The organism is Mycobacterium sp. URHB0044, from assembly GCF_000620625.1.
GTDB lineage: Bacteria > Actinomycetota > Actinomycetes > Mycobacteriales > Mycobacteriaceae > Mycobacterium.
In genome coordinates this window covers 387862-406050 of record NZ_JIAW01000001.1, presented here as the reverse complement: position 1 = coordinate 406050, position 18189 = coordinate 387862, and the positions used below count along the sequence as shown (strand labels likewise).

Annotated in this window: 13 protein-coding genes; 9 read left to right on the top strand and 4 right to left on the bottom strand. The window is 66.7% G+C overall.

Features of this window, described 5'->3' with window-relative positions:
• The first annotated feature begins 68 nt into the window (after nt 1-68).
• The 7 genes from N536_RS0101925 (at nt 69) to N536_RS0101895 (ending at nt 8647) form a co-directional block, all read left to right on the top strand.
• The gene (locus N536_RS0101925) at nt 69-1031 is read left to right on the top strand and encodes a hypothetical protein (RefSeq protein ID WP_155948374.1); all 963 of its coding nucleotides are present in this window, start codon (nt 69-71) and stop codon (nt 1029-1031) included.
• A 145-nt stretch (nt 1032-1176) separates the two neighbouring features.
• Entirely contained in the window at nt 1177-2724 is a 1548-nt protein-coding gene (locus N536_RS37120) for an APC family permease (RefSeq protein ID WP_051574154.1), read from the top strand.
• Nucleotides 2725-2872: 148 nt separating this feature from the next.
• Nucleotides 2873-3388, top strand: coding sequence for a TetR/AcrR family transcriptional regulator (locus tag N536_RS0101915; RefSeq protein ID WP_197040044.1), 516 nt, complete (start codon nt 2873-2875; stop codon nt 3386-3388).
• A gap of 32 nt (nt 3389-3420) precedes the next feature.
• Nucleotides 3421-4857 (top strand): aminobutyraldehyde dehydrogenase, encoded by a 1437-nt coding sequence (locus N536_RS0101910; protein ID WP_029112064.1) that lies wholly within the window; start codon nt 3421-3423, stop codon nt 4855-4857.
• Between the two features lies 1 nt (nt 4858).
• The gene (locus N536_RS0101905; protein ID WP_029112063.1) at nt 4859-5185 is read left to right on the top strand and encodes a hypothetical protein; all 327 of its coding nucleotides are present in this window, start codon (nt 4859-4861) and stop codon (nt 5183-5185) included.
• Between the two features lies 1 nt (nt 5186).
• Nucleotides 5187-6896 carry an NAD(P)/FAD-dependent oxidoreductase gene (locus N536_RS0101900; RefSeq protein ID WP_029112062.1) on the top strand — a complete coding sequence of 570 codons (1710 nt, stop codon included), beginning with the start codon at nt 5187-5189 and terminating at the stop codon, nt 6894-6896.
• Complete coding sequence (locus tag N536_RS0101895) at nt 6893-8647, top strand: dihydroxy-acid dehydratase (RefSeq protein ID WP_029112061.1); 1755 nt, start codon at nt 6893-6895, stop codon at nt 8645-8647. The genes N536_RS0101900 and N536_RS0101895 overlap by 4 nt, the downstream gene beginning before the upstream one ends.
• Before the next feature lie 13 nt (nt 8648-8660).
• On the opposite strand, the gene N536_RS0101890 is transcribed toward N536_RS0101895, so the two are convergent.
• From N536_RS0101890 to N536_RS0101880, 3 genes are all read right to left on the bottom strand, one after another.
• Nucleotides 8661-9554, bottom strand: coding sequence for an LLM class flavin-dependent oxidoreductase (locus N536_RS0101890; protein ID WP_051574153.1), 894 nt, complete (start codon nt 9552-9554; stop codon nt 8661-8663).
• A gap of 143 nt (nt 9555-9697) precedes the next feature.
• Complete coding sequence (gene car / locus N536_RS0101885) at nt 9698-13198, bottom strand: carboxylic acid reductase (RefSeq protein ID WP_155948373.1); 3501 nt, start codon at nt 13196-13198, stop codon at nt 9698-9700.
• Nucleotides 13199-13801: a TetR/AcrR family transcriptional regulator gene (locus N536_RS0101880; protein WP_029112058.1), complete on the bottom strand. Its 603-nt coding sequence runs from the start codon at nt 13799-13801 to the stop codon at nt 13199-13201. It lies immediately after the preceding gene.
• 106 nt (nt 13802-13907) lie between these two features.
• Here N536_RS0101880 and N536_RS0101875 point away from each other — a divergent pair, with 106 nt between their 5' ends.
• Both N536_RS0101875 and N536_RS0101870 read left to right on the top strand, forming a co-directional pair.
• On the top strand, nt 13908-14723 hold the full coding sequence (locus tag N536_RS0101875) for an oxidoreductase (protein WP_029112057.1): 816 nt from the start codon (nt 13908-13910) through the stop codon (nt 14721-14723).
• Between the two features lie 81 nt (nt 14724-14804).
• Nucleotides 14805-16499 carry a CocE/NonD family hydrolase gene (locus N536_RS0101870; protein ID WP_029112056.1) on the top strand — a complete coding sequence of 565 codons (1695 nt, stop codon included), beginning with the start codon at nt 14805-14807 and terminating at the stop codon, nt 16497-16499.
• A gap of 101 nt (nt 16500-16600) precedes the next feature.
• Here the strand turns inward: N536_RS0101870 and N536_RS0101865 are convergent, their stop codons facing one another.
• Complete coding sequence (locus tag N536_RS0101865; RefSeq protein ID WP_029112055.1) at nt 16601-18046, bottom strand: amidase; 1446 nt, start codon at nt 18044-18046, stop codon at nt 16601-16603.
• Between the last annotated feature and the right edge of the window lie 143 nt (nt 18047-18189).

The following is an 18189-nucleotide window of genomic DNA, read 5'->3' as shown; positions in this document are numbered from 1 at the left end:
TTGAATATCAGTGAATGAAATACGCGACAACGGTCCCGGGTCGGAACCGTTCCAACGAAGGAGACGCGATGTCCACCGCAGCCGACGCCCGTTCATCGAAGGTCGACGGGGCCAGCATCCTGGCGTCGCAGGGGCTCTTGCCCAGCGACGACTACAGCCTCGCCCCGTCCACCAAGGCGTTCGACGATGGCGGCAAGTACCGGTTGGAAATCTCTGGCGTGGAGCGGCTTTCGACGCTCGAGGCGTTGCTGGACGAGTCGGACAAGCAGGGCGTCTTCATCCATCGCATCATCGCGTTCGGCGGCGGCACGACCCTGCTGAGCACCGGCGAACTCGGCGACGTGGCCGTTCTCGCCGCGGAGAACGGCATCGAGCTGATCGCCGTTCCAGGTCCACGGACCGGATGGGACCTCGGACGGCAGGCCCTGAGCACCGAGGGGCAGGCGGGTGGCCGACGGGTGCGCGGCCTCGACAACGTCCGGTACCTGCTCGACGACTACCTGCGGATCTTCTCGACGGGCATCCGGGGCGCGCTCGTGTGGGACGAGGGTGTCCTCGACATCTTGAACAAGGCCCGCGACGCCGGGCAGATCCCCGCCGACGTCAAGTTCAAGATCTCGGTCTACGCGGGCCATGCCAATCCTGCGTCGATCAAGATCCTGCAGGATCTGGGCGCCGACAGCGTGAATCCGGTCGGCGACCTGAGCCGCCCGATGCTCGCCGCCATCCGACGGTCGGTCGATCTTCCCCTCGACGTCTGGGCCGAGACCTTCGAGTCCTTCGGCGGGATGAACCGGTTGTGGGAGGCGGGCGACATCGCCCGCGTCGCCGGCCCCGTCTACTTCAAGATCGAGCCCGGCGAGTCCGAGGCGGTCATGTACAACGGCTGGGTTCGGCCCGAGTTCCACGAAGAACTCATCCGGCACAAGGTGCGCCACGCGGCCATCCTCAACGAACTGGCACTGAGCAGTTCCCCGGATGTGACGGTGTCACCGCGGCCACGGTTCGCCGCACGGGCCCTCACCAACTGACCTGCTCAACGGATCCGGCACTCGAGATGAGGGGGTGAAACAGCCGCTCACCCCAGCCCCAGTTCGCACCCTCTTGCCGAGCAGGAGAACGAAAGGTTGGCCCAGAACGCATCGTTAACGCCCATTTCACGAGAGATGAACGACTATGGAGAACGTCACTCAGTCCCTGCAGCCACCGCGGCGGCCCATCTCGGTGCCGCCACCCGCACCCGCCGGCGCACCGCCCGGCGGGCGGCGAAACCACGGGCTCAAGCAGAACAGCCTCGGCGTGCCGAGCATCTTCTTCTACATCATTGCCGCGGCATCGCCGCTGACGGTCGTGGTGGCGCTGTATCCGATCATCATCGGAGCGGGCAACGGAATCGGCATGCCCGGCGCGTTCGTCATCGCCGCCGTCGTGCTGATGATCTTCGCGGTCGGGTACGTCGCGATGAGCCGCCACGTCACCAACGCCGGTGCCTTCTATGCATACGTGACGCTCGGACTCGGCCGGATCACCGGCCTCGGGTCGGCCTCTCTCGCGATCTTCGCCTACAACGCGATTCAGGCCGGCCTCTACGGCGGGTTCGGCTACTACGCCTCCGAACTGCTCAACCCGATGCTGGGCGTCGACATCCCGTGGTGGGCCTACGCATTCGTCGGCCTCCTGCTGTGTCTGGGCCTCGGCGTCCAGGGCGTGCACTCCGGGGCGAAGGTGCTCGGCGTGTTCATGACGCTGGAAGTCACGATGATCACGGTGCTCAGCGTCTTCAGCCTGTTCGGCGACGCCGTCCCGGTGTCGCAGTTCTCGCTGGAGCCGTTCAGTCCCAGTGTCGTACTGGGTGGCGCGCTCGGCGTGGCGCTGATGTTCGCGCACGCCTCGTTCATCGGCTTCGAGGGATCGGCGATCTACGGCGAGGAAGCGCGGGACCCTGCCCGGACTATCCCCCGGGCGACGTATCTGTCGATCGCCTTCATGGGCGTGCTGTACGCGGTGTCGGGCTGGCTCATCATGAACGCGCTCGGCTTGGACAAGGTCGTCGGGATCGCCAATGAAACCGGCGGCAACTTCATCTTCGTCGCAAGCGACACGATCATCGGGCACAACATCTCGCTGATCTTCCAAATCCTGATCGTCACAGCGACGTTCGCGGCCATCGTCACCTTCCACAACAACGTGTCGCGGTACCTGTTCTCGCTCGGCCGCCAGACCCTGGTGTGGAAACCGCTCGGCTGGACGCTGCCGAGCAGACAGACACCGTGGGTGGCCTCGGTCGTGCAGAGCCTGATGGTCGGTGTCGTCATCGCGCTGTTCGCCCTCTTCGACCAGGATCCCTTCGCGACGTTGTTCACGTGGGCGACGGGCATCGGGACCATCGGCGTGATCCTGTCGCAACTCGTCGCCGGGATCGCGATCTTCGTCTTCTTCCGACGGTCGGACGTCGACAAGCGCACGTGGAACACCGTGGTCGCGCCGATCCTCGCGATCATCGGCCTCGGCGCCTTCTTCGTGCTGACGCTGAACAGCCTGGACGTGCTGTTGGGCGTGCACGGCGCGACGGCGGTGCTGATGCTCTCGCTGGTGTTCATCGCGCTGCTGGCCGGCATGGCGTACGGCGTCTACCTGCGCTTCGCCGCCCCAGCGAAGTACGCGCTCGTCGGCCACGCCCTCAACGAACGAGAGCTGGCCGAGCCGGCGCCCGAAGCGGTGTAGGCCAGCCTCGCAGAAACCCAGCACGTGTACGGACCGTTAGGTACGTTTGTACGCATCGATACGTACAAACGTTCCTAACGGAAGGTGAGCGATGCCAGCCGCTCCGCGACGCGCACGTCGTCACGATCCCGACAGAAAGGAGCGCATCGTGGAATCCGCGCTCGAGGTTCTTGCCCGCGACGGTGTCGCCGGCATTACCCACCGCGCGATCGGCGAAGTCGCCGACGTCCCCCTCGGTTCGATCACCTATCACTTCGCGACGCTCGACGACATCGTCCAACTCGCGTTCCAGACGCACGTCGACAAGTTGGCCAGCCGCTTCGAGGCTCGCCTGGCGTCGTGCGACCAGGAGGGAGATCTGATCGAATGCATCGTCTTGGCGATCACCGACGACCTCGCCGCGCATCCGAACGAGCTGGCCGTTACGTACGAGCTATACGGCGACGCGGTGCGCAGGGCCGACAACAAACGCATCACCCAGGAATGGATGGAGCGCGCAGAAGACGCCCTGGCTCAACACTTCGACCGCGCCACCGCACGCCTGATCGACGTCGTGATCGAAGGCCTCATGGTGCACATGTCCATTGCGCAACAACCAATTTCGAAGGACGCCGTGCGCGCGCTTCTGACCACGGCCGCCAACGCCGGCAACACCGTTCATTGAAATAGCCCCTCAAACACCACCAAGGAGTCACCATGACCTTCCACCGAAAGATGTTCATCGACGGCAGCTGGACCGACGCGTCCGACGGTGCCGTCGACCAGGTCCCCGCCCCGGCCACCGGAGAGACCTTCGCCGAAATCGCCCACGGCACAGCCGCGGACGTCGACCGCGCGGTGGCCGCCGCCGACGCCGCCTTCCCGGACTGGGCCAGGACACCGGTGGGCGAGCGGGCCCGCGCCTTCCTCAAGCTCGCCGACCGGATCGAGGACGATCAGCGCACCCTCGCCGAGATCGAATCCCGGAACGTCGGCAAGCCCATCGGCCTCGCGCTCGAGGAGATGGAGCTGATCCCCGACCATCTCCGGTTCTTCGCAGGCGGCGCCCGCACCATGGAGGGACGTGCGGCGGGAGAGTTCGTTAGGGGCAAGACCAGCATCATCCGGCGCGACCCGCTCGGCGTCGTCGGCTCGGTCGCACCGTGGAACTACCCGCTGTTGATGGCGATCTGGAAGATCGCACCGGCCCTGCTGACGGGAAACACGCTGGTGCTCAAGCCTTCCGAGCACACCCCCTTCTCCGTGCTGCGGCTCGCCGAACTCGCGCAGGACCTGTTCCCCGCCGGCGTGTTCAACGTCGTCACCGGCGACGGCGAGGACGTCGGTGCCCGACTCGTCTCCCATCCCAGGGTGCGGATGTCATCGCTGACCGGCTCGGTCGACACCGGGCGCGCGCTGATGCGGGCGTCGGCCGACTCCAACCTCAAGCGGCTGCACCTCGAGCTCGGCGGGAAGGCGCCGGTCCTGGTGTACTCCGACGCCGACGTGTCGCTGGCCGTCGGCAAGATCATGGAGGGCGCCTTCTGCAATTCCGGCCAGGACTGCATGGCCGCGTCCCGGCTCTACGTCCACGACGCCGTGCACGACGATCTGGTGTCGGGTCTCGAAAAGGCCGTCAAGGAGCTCAATCTCGGCGACATCGCCGACGAGAACACGACGATGGGGCCGGTCATCACGGCCGCGCATCGGGATCGCGTGGAGGGCTTCGTCGCCCGCGCGAAGGCAACGGGGCACACCGAGCTGATCCAAGGCGACAACCCCGGCACCGGTTTCTACACCGCGCCCACGGTGGTCGTCGGGGCGAGGCAGGGCGACGAGATCGTCGGCACCGAGGTGTTCGGACCGGTCACCTCCGTGACGCGGTTCGGTGACAACGACGACGTCATCGCCTGGGCCAACGACACCGAATACGGGCTCGCCGCATCGGTGTTCACCAACGACATCTCCCGCGCGATGACCGCATCGAGCGACCTGCAGTTCGGCACGGTATGGGTCAACGACCATCTCCCCGTCACGCCGGAGATGCCCCACGGTGGCTTCAAGCAGTCCGGCAACGGCAAGGACATGTCGGTGTACGCGCTCGAGGAGTACACCGAGATCAAGCACGTGATGATCAACCGCGAAAGCGCCTGACATGACCATCAGCGCGGTGAACATGTTCCGCCTCCGTCCCGGCGTCACCGCCGCGGAGTTCGAGAGGTTCTCCGTCGAACTCGACCGGCCGACGTGCCTGGCCTTCGACGTCGTGCAGGGCTTCGAGGTCTTCCTCGTCGACCGGGACGGCGCTGCGGGCGTCGACGTCATCGAGATCATGACCGTCACGTCGTGGCCGGAATGGGAGCGTGTGCGCGACGGGGCGCCCGAGCTCAAGGCCGTCGTCGAGCGATTCGACGAACTGGTCGAACCAGAAAGCGTCTCGACGCTCTTCACCCGCAATTCGCCACTACCGCAGGAGATCTGACATGCCCGACTACGACGCCATCGTGATCGGTGCCGGCCACAACGGCCTGGTCACCGCGAACTATCTGGCCCGCGCGGGTAAACGCGTGCTGGTCCTCGAGGCCCGCGCGGTCGTCGGCGGCGCCTGCGTGACGGAGGAGTTGATCCCCGGCACCAAGTGGTCGTCGTGCGCCTTCATCGCCGGGCTTCTGCGACCGGAGATCATCGAAGAACTCGAGCTGAAGCGGTTCGGGCTGGACCTCTACCAAGGTGATGCCCTGTCGTTCAGCCTGTTCCGCGACGGCACCTCGTTCACGATGTGGAAGGAAACCGACCGCACGCTTCGCGAGATCGAGAAGCTCAACAAGAACGATGCTCAGGCCTTCCTCGACTTCGGTGTCCGCCTGCAGCGCTTCGCCGGTCTCGTCACCCCGTACCTGCTCACCGCTCCCCCGCAGCGCTCCGAGGTCCTCGCCGCGTTCGAGGCGGCGGGTGAACAAACGCTGTTCGACGAATTCACGCTGCTGTCCGTGCGCGACCTGCTCGACCGGTACTTCGAGGACGAGCGGCTCAAGAGCATGCTCACGTTCTTCGGGATGGTGTCGATCTTCGGCGGCCCGTCGTCGCCAGGAACGGCCTACACATACGGCCATCACTCGTGGGGCGAGTTCAACGGCAACTTCGGGCAATTCGGCCTGGCCCGCGGCGGCATGGGCGCGATCACCGAGGCGTTGGCCGCAGGGGCCCGGCACTACGGCGCGACGATCCGCACGTCGACTCCCGTCGACAAGGTGGTCGTGGAGCGCGGCGTCGCGACCGGCGTCCGTCTCGGCGACGGCTCCGTCGTCACCGCCGCGCAGGTCTTCTCCAACGCCGACCCCAAGCGCTCCCTGCTCCAGCTGATCGAACCCGGGGTGCTGCCAGCCAGGCTCGTCCACGACGTCGAGAACATCGACACCCGCGGCTCGATGGCGAGGATTCACCTCCTGATCGACGAACTGCCGCAATACCTTCCGTTCCCCGACGCGTCAGTTGGGCCGCAACACCACGGGCATCAGCTGCTGGGACCCAGCCGGGAGGCCTTCGAGGAGGCGTTCGAGGCGCAACGGCGCGGCACCTTTCCGAGCACCTTCGTCATCGAGGCCGTCACGCAGTCGGTCACCGACGACTCGCTGGCGCCGGCAGGGCTGCACACCATGACGCTGGGGATTCAGCAGCTTCCGTCGGAGCTCACCGGCACCACGTGGGCGGCGGAGAAGGAGAAGTGGGCCGACCTCGTTCTCGAGGACTTGTTCACCTACGCCCCCAACCTGCGCGACCACATCCTCGACCGGGTCATCATCACGCCGGACGATCTGCACAACGAGTACCTGATCACCGACGGCAACATCTTCCACGGCAGCATGATGCTGGACCAGCTCTTCGGGGCACGCCCCATCCCGGAGTTGGCGAATTACCGCACGCCGGTGCGCAATTACTACCTCTGCGGATCCGGCACCCATCCCGGCGGCGGCGTGATGGGAGCCAACGGGCACAACGCCGCGAAGGCCGCGCTCGACGACGCCGCGGGCATCTCGGTACCCCAGGCGACCGCAGCTGGGCGGAAGCCGCCCTGGCAGCAGCAGTTGGTCGGCGCGATGATGTCCACCAGGCCTGGTCGCTGGCTGGGTTACAAGGCGGCTCGCCAGCCGGCGCTGCGCAAGGTCACCGCGTACGCCGCGCGCGTCCGATGACACCGCAGCCGGGCGGTTTGAGGAGCGCCAAGTGGTTCGCGGGCAGCAGTGTGCCCGGCTTCGTGCACCGCTCGGCGATGCGCGCCTCCGGCTTCTCCCGCATGGCATTCGAAGGCAGGCCGATCGTCGGGATCTGCAATTCGTGGTCGGAAGTCGTCAACTGCAACATGCACTTTCGCGGCCTGGCCGACTCGGTGCGCCGCGGAGTGTTGGCCGCAGGCGGGTTTCCGCTGGAGTTCCCCACCATCTCGCTCGGTGAGCAACTGATGAAGCCGACCACCATGTTGTTTCGCAATCTCATGGCGATGGACGTCGAGGAGTCCATCCGCGCGTATCCCTTCGACGCCGTCGTGCTGCTGGGCGGCTGCGACAAGACGGTGCCCGCTCAGCTCATGGGCGCCGCCAGCGCCGACGTGCCCGCGATCGTGTTGACCGGTGGACCGGCCTCACCGGCCGTCTTCAACGGAAAACAGCTCGGCGTCGGAACCGATCTGTGGGAGTACATCGACGACGTCAGGGCCGGCCGGATGTCCATGGCCGACTACGAACGGCTGGAGGCCGCAGCCGGACCGTCCCGTGGGCACTGCCCCGAGATGGGGACCGCCTCCACGATGGCCACCCTGGTCGAAGGCCTCGGCATGACGCTGCCGGGCACGGCGGCGATACCCGCGATGGACTCGCGTCGCCTCCAGGTCGCCGAGGAGTGCGGCGCGCGGGCGGTCGGACTGGCCACCGAGCAGCTGCGGCCATCACAGGTGCTGACCCGCGAGGCCTTCGACAATGCGATCACGTTGATGCTGGCGGTCGGCGGGTCGACCAACGCGATCGTGCACCTGCTGGCCATCGCCGGCCGCGTGGGAGTTCCGTTGTCGTTGGATCGGTTTCACGAACTGTCGGCGCGCACACCGTTGGTCGTCAACGTGCGTCCGGCGGGCGAGCATCTCGTCGAGCAGGTGTTCCACGCGGGTGGCATCCCGGCGGTGATGAAGTCCGTCGAGGCGCTGCTGCACACCGATGCCATCACCGTCACGGGAAAGACGGTCGCGGACAACCTGCCCACCACGGCGGCCACCGACACGTCCGTCATCGCCCCGCTGAGCGCGCCGTTCCAGCCGTCGCAGGGCCTCGCGGTGGTGCGCGGCAACCTCGCCCCGAACGGCGCGGTGATCAAGTGCAGCGCGGCCAGCCCGGAACTGCTGGTCCATCAGGGGCCCGCGGTCGTCTTCGAGGACATCAAGGATCTGATGCAGCGCTTCGACGATCCCGACCTCGAGGTGACGGCGGATTCCGTTCTGGTGCTGCGGTCCGCCGGTCCGCGCGGCGCCCCGGGCATGCCGGAGTGGGGACAGCTTCCGATTCCCAGCAAGCTGCTCAAGCAGGGCGTGAAGGACATGGTGCGCATCTCCGACGCCCGGATGAGTGGGACGGCCTACGGGACCTGCGTTCTGCACGTCAGCCCGGAGTCCGCGGCCGGTGGTCCGCTAGGCCTGGTGCGCGACGGTGACGTCATCGCACTCGACGCGCATGCGGGAAAGCTCGACGTATTGCTCACCGACGCCGAGATGTCCTCGCGGCGAGCGGAACTGGAGGCCCGACCGTCCAAGCCTCCGGTGCGCGGCTACGCCGCCCTGTACGTCGAGCGGGTGCTGCAGGCCGACCAAGGGTGTGACTTCGACTTCCTGGTGGGACGCTCGCAGCGCCCCGCCGACGAACCGGACGCGATCTTCGACGGCTGGGTCGGCGGCTGGTGACCACGGCCGTCGGTCACGCCAGTAGCGGTTGCACACGCGAGCCGATCACCTCGATGAAGGGCTCCAAATCCGTCCCGGCAGGGGGTTGAAAGACGACGGTGTCGGCACCCGCTGCGATCCAGCGACGGGCGCCGTCGGCGATCTGTTCCGGTGTTCCGTGCACGATCAAGTCGTCCGACGGATCCAGGCCGTCCGTCTTCATTTCGTCTTGGGTTCTGCGGTAGGCGTCGTCGTCCAGGGCACACGGGAGGTAGACCACCACCTCGTGCCGACGGCTGGTGTCCGAGCCCGCGCCGCCGCGGACGTGCGACATGGCGCTACGCAGCGCGTCGGGCGAAGTGCGGGAGGTGATCACCGTGCCGGCCGCCAACTCACCGCTGAGTGCGAGCGTCTTGGGTCCGGTCGCGGCGAGCAGCACGCCCACGTCGGTGGTCGGCGGCCAGTCGAGCCGCACGTCCGTCAGCGTGACGTACCGGCCGTCGCAGGTGACGGATTCCCCACGCAGCAGCGCCGACAGTGCGGTGGTGTACTCCCGCAGCAGCGTCATCGGTGAGCCGACCTTGGCGCCGACCTGGCCCATCCAGTCCTGGACGCCGTGGCCGACACCGATGCGCGGCCGACCGGGATACGTGCGGTCGAGCGTCGCGATCTCCATCGCGGTCAACGCGACGTTGCGCAGCGGCACCGGTAACACGCCGACGCCGACGACGAGCCGGCTGCTGTTGGCGAGCGCGATGGCGGCTGCGGAGATGCCGCCGTTGAAGAAGCAGTCCTCCCAGAGCCACAACTCGTTTAGACCGACGTCGTCGGCGATCCGCGCGGCGGCGGCGACCGCCTCCGGCGGGTTCTCGGGGCGGAACACACAGCCCACGCGGACCTGCTGCGGGGAGGTGGCGGCGTCAGTCATCGGCTCGCGCAACGTCGTTCGATCGCATTGAAACGACGATACAAGGCGCCGCGGCCGGGCGAACGTGCCGATTCGTACGCCGCGGCGGCGTGTCGCGTACGACACCGCACAGTCGAGACGCGTTTCTTCAGACCACAGCCGTGTCAGACGAGCCCCAGCCCCTTCAGGTCGACTAGGTACTTGCGGATCAGGTCCTTGTCGACGTGCGGAATGTCCTGGGCAACACCGATCTTGGCGTCCTGCACCGCTGCCCGGAAACCCTCGGTCGGGGCGATCGCACCGAGTATCGGCCGCTCGGGCACCCGGTAGGCGTCGAGCAGGGCCAGGGCAGAGCGTTGTCGCTGCTGCTCGGGCAAACTACGCAGCGCACGCTCGAACCGCGATATCCACTCGGAGTGGTCGTCGATGCGGGTGATCGAGGCACCTTCTTCGATGAGCCAGTCGACGATGACGTCCAGCGAGACTCCGTCGTCGTGGGGGTTCATCACGTCGTAGGACACGAAGCCGTCGAGGCCGGCGGCGCCGATGGTGGTGATGGCCTCGGCGACGAAGTCGGCTGGCAGGCCGTCGTAGTGCGCACGCGGCCGCTCGCTTGATCCGTCGTCGGCATAGAACGTGCGAGGGGCGATCCCCGTAGACAGCAGGCTGATCAGCATGCGGGTGAATGCATCCGGGACGTTGAGCTGGCCGGCGAACGTGCTGTGCGCCAGGATCATGTCGGCGCGGAACACGCTGACCGGCAGCCGGCACAGGTCGTGTGCCTCCCGCAGGAGCACTTCTCCGGCCCACTTGCTGTTGCCGTAGCCGTTGGCGTAGCCGTCGTCGATCGGCCGGACTGCGCTGACTTCCCGGACGTCGCCGTCCTCGACGAAGTCGGGCACACCCATCGCCACGGAGACGGTGGACAGGTAGGTCACCGGCTTCATGCGCTCGCTGATCGCCAAGCGGATCACCTCGGCGGTGCCGACGACGTTGGGCCCGAACAACTGTCCATAGGGCAACAGGTGATTGACCAGTGCCGCCGGATGCACGACGAGGTCGACGTCGCGCGCCAGGCGGCGCCACGTCGCGTCGTCGAGCCCGAGGTTCGGCTCGCCGATGTCGCCGGGCACCACCTCCAGGTGCTTGGCGGCCAACTCCCGGAATTCGTCCAACATCGCGGGGTCGGAGCCGAACACCTGCTCCAGCCGGCGCTTCGCGGAATCGGCGTCCTCGCCGCGCAGCAGCGTGATCAAGCGGCCGCCGGTCGTCGAAACCCGCCGCAGCCACTCGAGTGTCAGGAATCGGCCGAGGTAGCCGTTCGCACCCGTCAACAGCACGGTCTGAACCTGACCCTTGGTAGCGGGCAGGACGCGAGCCGCCTTCAGCGTCGCTTCGTCGATGAACTTGTCCAGGGTCAGATCCGCCGCCGCAAGCGAAGTGGCGCCTGCGCCGTGCACGCTCGTGGCGGTCGGCCGCTGGCCACCCGATGCGCGCTCGGACTCGACGTAGGCGGCCAGCGCGGCAAGGTCGGACGACGGCCCGATGATCACGCCCACCGGCACCTCGACGCCGAGCACCTCGGCGAGCAGATTGGAGAAGCTCAACGCCGACAGCGAGTCTCCGCCGAGGTCGGTGAAGTGCACGTCGGCGGCGGGCGCCGCACCGGGCAGGCCCAGCAGCGCCTGCGCGGCTTGGATCACCGTCTCGACGACCGGTTGACTGTCCGCCGCTTCGCGAAGCGCCCGCAGTTCGTCGGATCGGGCCTGCGCCAGGTCGACGTAGAGCTGCTCGAGCCGTGCACCGTAGAACTCCTTGAGCTTGGGCCGCAACAGCTTTCCGACGCCGGAGAGCAGACCGTTGGGTGTGGTGAACGGGTCGGTCTCGATGAGGAAGTCGGCGGGAACTTCATAGGATTGCAGCTCCGCCACGCGCGCGGTGGCCTGCAACGAGTCGCGTAGCGCCGCCTTCAGATCGTCGCGATCCGGGTAGCGCGAGAGCGCCTCGTCGGTCGGCACGATGACCGCGAGCAGCGAGGAGCGCTCACTGTTGCCGTAGACGAAGATCTGCCGGACCAGCGGTGCACCGGCGTAGACGGCCTCGAGGTTGGCCACCGCGACGAATTCGCCTTGAGCCAACTTCAACACGTTGTTGCGGCGGTCCACGTACACCAGGTGGTCCGGACCGACTTCGGCCATCACGTCGCCCGTGCGGTAGTACCCCTCGGCGTCGAACACTTCGGCCGTGACGTCGGGGCGCTTGTAGTAGCCGGGTGTGGCCATTGCCGTCTTGACCAGCAGTTCGCCGCGGGGATGGGGCCGGTCGGTGGTGAAGTAGTTCAACTCGGGCACGTCGACCAGCTTGTAGTCGATCACCGGCGGCCGCGAGATCACCCCGCCGCTGGACACCCCGCCGACCTCGGTGAGCCCGTAGAGGTCGGAAAGCGGTGCCTCGATGCAGGTTTCGATGAACGTGCGCATCTCCGTGGCCAGCGGGGCGGTGCTGACGAACCCGCCAAGCACTCGGCCGCCCAACAGATCGTCGCGCAGCTCGGCCTTCGCGATCGCGTCGGCCGCCACCGGCCCCTCCCCCTCGGCGCGCAACCGGTCCACCCGCGTCTGGTACTGCTGGAACAGCATGTCGACGATCCGGGGGACCACCGCCAGTTGCGTGGGGCGGACCAACTGCCAGTCCTCGAACAAGGTGGAAAGGTCGCTCTCCGGAACGAAATAGCTGGTGCCGCCGGCTTGAAACGTCGACATCAACGCGATGCGCCCGCCGAGGTGGTTCAGCGGCATGAAGTTGACGTTGAGCACCGGGGCGTCGATGTCTTCGAGGATGTCGCTGGTCCACAGCATGCTCAACATGCGCTCGGTCCACATGGCGCCCTTGGGCAGGCCGGTGCTACCGGAGGTGTAGAGGATCATGGCCAGGCGCTCGTCGTCGTCGCCGTCGAAGCCGGGCGGGACCGGCAGGGCGCGTCCGCGCGCGATGACCTCGGGCAGGGTCTCGACGGCTATCGATGTTGCTGACAGCCGAATGCGGGCCTGTTCCAGGGCTTCTCGCTGGGCATCGACGTCCGCGTCGTAGTCGAACACCGTCAGGCGGCGAACCGACGGGCTGCCCAGCGCGCACTCGACTGCCAGATCCAGATACGCCGCGCTGACCGCCAGCACCCGCGGTTCGGTCTCCGCGAAGATGGGCTGCAGCCGTGACACTGGCGAATTGTGTTGCAGCGGAACGGCAACCAGGCCCAAATAGTTGGAGACGAGGTCGACGGTCAGGTAGTCGGCGCTGGCGAAGCCGATCGTTGCGACGAAATCACCGGGGCGCACCGGCTCGTCGTCGCCGGCCCAGGCCGCGGCGATCGCCGTGAGATTGGACCAGACGTCGCCGTAGGTGATGGTGTCGAACGCGGGAAGCAACCGCTGCTCGGCGCGCCTGGTCGCCGGATCCCGCTCCACCGACGTGGCTCGGGTGCCCAGCGCGGGCCGCTCCGCGTAACCCTGCAGGAAGGTGCGAAGCACCTCGGCGAGCCGAAGACCGGGGCGACGCGCAGCTTCGAGGACGGTTGGCGACGGCTCGTGGGCCTGCACTTGCGGATCGTTGGCGTAGAGGTCTGCCAAGCGTTCGAGCCGGGCGTCACCACGGATCTCGGTGGTCAATTAGGTGCCTTTCGTCATGGGCTGCGGCGCGATGCCGAACAGCGCGAGGGTGTTCTTGATGCCTTCTTCGAGGACATCGTCGGCGAGCTGCCGGTCGGCAAGCGCCCGAGAGAGTTGAACCGTGCCGGCCATCATGGCGAAGGCGGCGAGGACCCGAGGGCGCGCCGACTTGGGATCCTCCGGCGCGAGCCGTGCCGCGAGCTCGTCGGCGGAACTGAGAAAGCCGTCGGTGAACGTCTCTTTGATCGAGGTCTGAGCCCGGCCGATCTCGTCGAGCAGTGCAGCAGAGGGGCAACCGTCCTGGGGTGCGTCACGGTGCCCGGCGGAGAGGTACCAACGCACGAATTGCTCGACGCCGCGTTCACCAGGGGGAAACGCGCGCAGGCGCTCGGTCTGAGCGCGCAACTGATCGCCGACCGCGGTGGCGATGAGGTCGTCCTTGGAGGCGAAATGGGCGTAGAAGGCCCCGTTGGTCAGGCCTGCGTCGGCCATGAGCGTGGCGATGCCCGAGCCATCGATGCCGTCGCTTTTGAACCGACGGCCCGCCGACGCGACGATCCGCCGCCTCGTCGCGTCCTTGTGCTCCTTGCCGTACCTCGCCACACGTGCCTCCGCTGCGCCGACCGATTGCCCTTGGTCCGTCGATCCTATAGTCTTACGATCGTAATTTAATATTACGATCGTACGTCAATCGACTCTGGAGCTCAACATGACGGCAACAAAGCCGGTCGCAATCGTCACCGGCGCCTATTCGGGCCTCGGCAAGTTCACGGCCGAGGCCCTGGTCAAGGCCGGTTACGTCGTCGTCGGGACGAGCCGAAGCACGGATGGGCTGGCCCGCCGCGAAGGCGTGACGTTCTTCGACCTCGACGTGACGAGTGACGACTCGGTCGCCCAGCTGATCGAGCGGGTGCTGGCCCAGTTCGGGCGGATCGACGTCCTGGTCAACAACGCAGGGATGGGTGGCTCGGGGGCCACCGAGGAGAACTCGATCGCGCAGTCCCAGCGACTCTTCGACATCAACGTCTTCGGCGTCATGCGCATGACCAGAGCCGTCCTGCCACACATGCGCGCCAGGAGAAGCGGCCGCATCATCAACATCTCGTCGATCTTCGGGTTCATGCCCGCGCCCTTCATGGCCGCCTATAGCGCGACGAAACACGCGGTCGAGGGTTACTCCGAGTCCGTCGACCACGAGGTCCGCGAATATGGCATCCGGGTGCTCATCGTCGAGCCCGGGGGTACCAAGACCGGGTTCGACGACAACACCGCGGCGCCCGACGGCCCATTGGAGGTCTATGCCCGGCAGCGCGAGACCACCAGCCAAGTGGTGGCGGACGAGGTGAACGGCGGCGACGATCCGGCCACCGTGGCGAAGGCGATCGTCGCCGCGGCCACGGATGCCAAACCCAAGTTGCGGTACCCCGGCAGCCCGCGGGCACGTCAGCTCAGCACGATGCGTCGCTTCGTCCCCGCGCGGGCCTTCGACAAAGCGCTTCGGAAGATCAACAAGTTCGCCGCCTGAGGGCCACCCCCGTTCGGGTGTACCGCGGCGGAAACGGCCCTGTCAGGCTGAGGTTCCCAACGACGGGAGAGAAGGTGCCTCGTGTATGACGTGACCGTCCAACGCAATGTCGCCGCCACCATGCGCGACGGTACGGTGCTGCGCGCCGACGTATACCGTCCGACGGAGGATGGGCCGTGGCCCGTGCTGTTGACTCGACTCCCCTACGGCAAGCACTTGCCTGGCTTCCTGCGGACGCTGATCGACCCGCTCGGTATGGCCAGCGGCGGCTATCTCGTGGTCGTCCAGGACACGCGAGGCCGCTTCGCCTCCGAGGGCAACTGGGAGCCGTGGACGTTCGAGGCGGACGACGGCTACGACAGCGTGCGTTGGGCCGCGGCTCTGCCCGGCTCGAACGGCGTCGTCGGGATGTTCGGCGCGAGCTACTTCGGCAACACCCAGTGGATGGCCGCACTGTCGAAACCGCCCGAGCTGAAGGCTATTTCGCCGGTAGTTACGTGGTCGGACCCGGATGATGGCTTGTTCTCCCGCGGCGGGGTCCTCGAACTGGGCACGTCGGTGTATTGGTCGCTGTTGCAGGGCGCCCAGACTCTCGTGCGCCGACATTCCGACGATCCTGCAGCGCTCGGCGGGGCCATCTTCTCGCTGATCGCAGACATCGACGGCGTAGCCAGGTCTGGGTACTCGGAACTTCCCGCCGAGCATCACCCTGCGTATGCCCGACACGACATCGCCGAACTGGGTTTCGAACGCTCGCAGCGGGAACCGGAGTGGAGTGCTTCGTGCCGGGTGGCGGGACGTCACGCGGAAGTGGACCTGCCGAGTCTGCAAATCGGCGGCTGGTACGACCTCTTCTGCCAGGGGACGCTGGACAACTTCACGGGCATGCACGCGGCTGGGCGCCCCGCGACGCTGATCATGGGTCCGTGGGCACACACGAACACCAGCGGGTACCTCGGTGACGTCAACTTCGGGCTGGCATCGAGCGCCGAGATCCTCGGCTTCCGCGGTTCACTGACCGACATTCAAACCGCTTGGTTCCGACACCATCTTGTTCCGGCGGCCGATGAGAACGCTTCTGCCCCGGCGACATTGCCCCCGGTGCTGCTGTTCGTCATGGGCACCAACCAGTGGCGCGAGGAACGGGAATGGCCGTTGTCGCGCGCGATGGAGACTGACCTGTTTCTGCGAGCGGATGGCCAGCTCACAGCCGAACCACCAGCGGCCGAAGAGGCTGTCGACACCTACCGATATGACCCGACTGACCCCGTCATCACCATTGGCGGAGCCCTGTTGATGTCCAACGAGTTCCCGCCCGGCCCCCTTGACCAAGCTGCCGTCGAGTCACGGCCAGACGTGCTCGTCTACACCACCGAGCCGATGACGGAAGACCTCGAGGTCACCGGGCGTATCCGTGCCGTGCTCCACGCAGCGACCGACGCCCCGAGCACCGACTGGGTCGTCCGCGTCTGCGACGTGGACCCCGGGGGGACGTCGCGCAACGTCGTCGACGGGATCGTGCGCAGCGACGCGCAGCCGGACGAGTTCACCGCCCAAGACGTCGACTTGTGGTCCACGAGTTATGTATTCCGGACCGGGCACCGCATTCGAGTGCAGGTGACGTCGAGCAACTTTCCGCGCTGGGCCCGCAATTTCAACACCGGCGAGGCGGTCGAAGACGGCACCCGTGCCCGCACGGCGCAGCAGCAGATCGCCCACGATGCGGCGCGGCCGTCGCGCATCATCTTGCCGGTGATTCCGAATGGATCTGCGTGACACGACCGTCCCTGGTGCTATGGCCGAGATCGACACCTGGGTCGTGGATTGACTGAATGACGTCCCATCGGCAGCCGTGACGTCGAAATGGGCGCTAGGCATCAAACGAGACCAACGGCCGCGGATGTCTGCGCCGCGATCGGTGGGCGGCGATCACCAAGGCCGCCTCGGCGTTCGAGCAGCGCGCCCAGTCGCAACAGGGTCGCTTCGTCGAACCACTTCGAAACGAGCTGGATGCCGATCGGCAACGCTTCGGAGCTGAAGCCGTACGGAACTGAAATCGCTGGCAGCCCAGTCAGATTGAATGGGGACGTCGCGTCCGCTACGTGAGTCCAGGGTGTGGCGACACCGTTGACCATGACGTCGGGCTGGCCGTGTGGCATTGCGGTGACCGGGGTGACGGGGCACAGCAGCACGTCGTATTTCTGGAAGTAGCCGGCGAACGCCGACCGTAGCGCCTCCATCGCCGTCCTCGCCGCCAGAAGATCCTGGGCGGTGGGCTCGTCGACGGCGATGAGACCCGCGCTGGTGAAGAACAACTCGTCTTCGCGACCTGCGACCAGCGACCTGACGTACGGAATCAGCTCGCCGTAAACGAAGGTCAATAGGACCGCCTGGGCTTCGGCGCCGTTGAGGAAGGGCAGATTCACTTGCTCGACCTCGCAGCCGAGGTCGGCCAACTGCGCGGCCGCGGCCACGACGGCGGCGGTGACCTCGGGATCCACCGGTGCAAAAGCGTCGTCGGAAACCCAGCCCACCCGGAGGGTCCGGCCGGCGACGGGTGCGGCCGGAGGTTCGGTGTCCTTGGCGTGAATGGCGTAGCCGTCGACACCGTCGGGTCCGCTGAGGATGGAGTAGCCGAGCGCAACGTCGCGCACCGTGCGCGCCATCGGTCCGACGTGCCACCACGCCGAAGTCACCGTTGGGAAGTGTCCGGTGTAGGGGATGCGGCCGTGGGTGGCCTTGAGCGCGGCGACACCGGTGAACGACGCTGGGCCTCGTACCGAAATCGCAACGTCGCTGCCGATGCTGATGGGAGTCATTCCGGCTGCGAGCGCCGCCGAATCACCGCCCGAGGATCCGCCGGGTGTTCGGTCGAGATTCCACGGGTTGTTCGTGCGGCCGGTGACCAGGTTGTCGGTCTCGGTCGATGCCGAGAATTCCGGCAGGTTCGTCTTTGCGAGCGGGATGCCGCCAGCCCCCTTGAAGCGCGCCACCGCGGTGGCGTCGCGGTCGGGAATGAAACCGGCGAAGAGCTTCGAGCCTCGTTGGGTGGGGATGCCCGCGGTGTTCAGTGAGTCCTTGATGCTGAACGGAACTCCGTGCAGAGGACCGAGTTCGGCACCGGCGGCGACCGCCCGGTCGGCCGTATCGGCATCCCGCAAAGCCTCTTCGCCGAGCAGGGTGACGATCGCGTTGATCTCCGGATTGACGGCCGCGATGCGGTCCAGATGTTCCTGCACGACTTCGCGCGACGAGACCTGTTTCGTGGCGATCAATTCGGCCAGTGCGGTGGCGTCCTGATAATGCAGCGGTTCCGAGTTCATGGCTTCCCTTCGATGCCTACCTGCTACGTGGTAGGTACCCTACCTGCCACATGGTAGGGAATCTACCGGGCACTAGGTAGGTTAGGATTGCCGCAGGTCAAACGCGCAGAACGGGAGCAATGACGGTGACGAGCGAGGCTGGC

What these genes read in the sequence shown, in the direction of transcription:
- N536_RS0101925 (WP_155948374.1), top strand. Translation starts at nt 69, where the DNA reads ATGTCCACCGCAGCCGACGCCCGTTCATCGAAGGTCGACGGGGCCAGC.
- N536_RS37120 (WP_051574154.1), top strand. Translation starts at nt 1,177, where the DNA reads ATGGAGAACGTCACTCAGTCCCTGCAGCCACCGCGGCGGCCCATCTCG.
- N536_RS0101910 (WP_029112064.1), top strand. Translation starts at nt 3,421, where the DNA reads ATGACCTTCCACCGAAAGATGTTCATCGACGGCAGCTGGACCGACGCG.
- N536_RS0101905 (WP_029112063.1), top strand. Translation starts at nt 4,859, where the DNA reads ATGACCATCAGCGCGGTGAACATGTTCCGCCTCCGTCCCGGCGTCACC.
- N536_RS0101900 (WP_029112062.1), top strand. Translation starts at nt 5,187, where the DNA reads ATGCCCGACTACGACGCCATCGTGATCGGTGCCGGCCACAACGGCCTG.
- N536_RS0101895 (WP_029112061.1), top strand. Translation starts at nt 6,893, where the DNA reads ATGACACCGCAGCCGGGCGGTTTGAGGAGCGCCAAGTGGTTCGCGGGC.
- N536_RS0101890 (WP_051574153.1), bottom strand. Translation starts at nt 9,554, where the DNA reads ATGACTGACGCCGCCACCTCCCCGCAGCAGGTCCGCGTGGGCTGTGTG.
- N536_RS0101875 (WP_029112057.1), top strand. Translation starts at nt 13,908, where the DNA reads ATGACGGCAACAAAGCCGGTCGCAATCGTCACCGGCGCCTATTCGGGC.
- N536_RS0101865 (WP_029112055.1), bottom strand. Translation starts at nt 18,046, where the DNA reads ATGAACTCGGAACCGCTGCATTATCAGGACGCCACCGCACTGGCCGAA.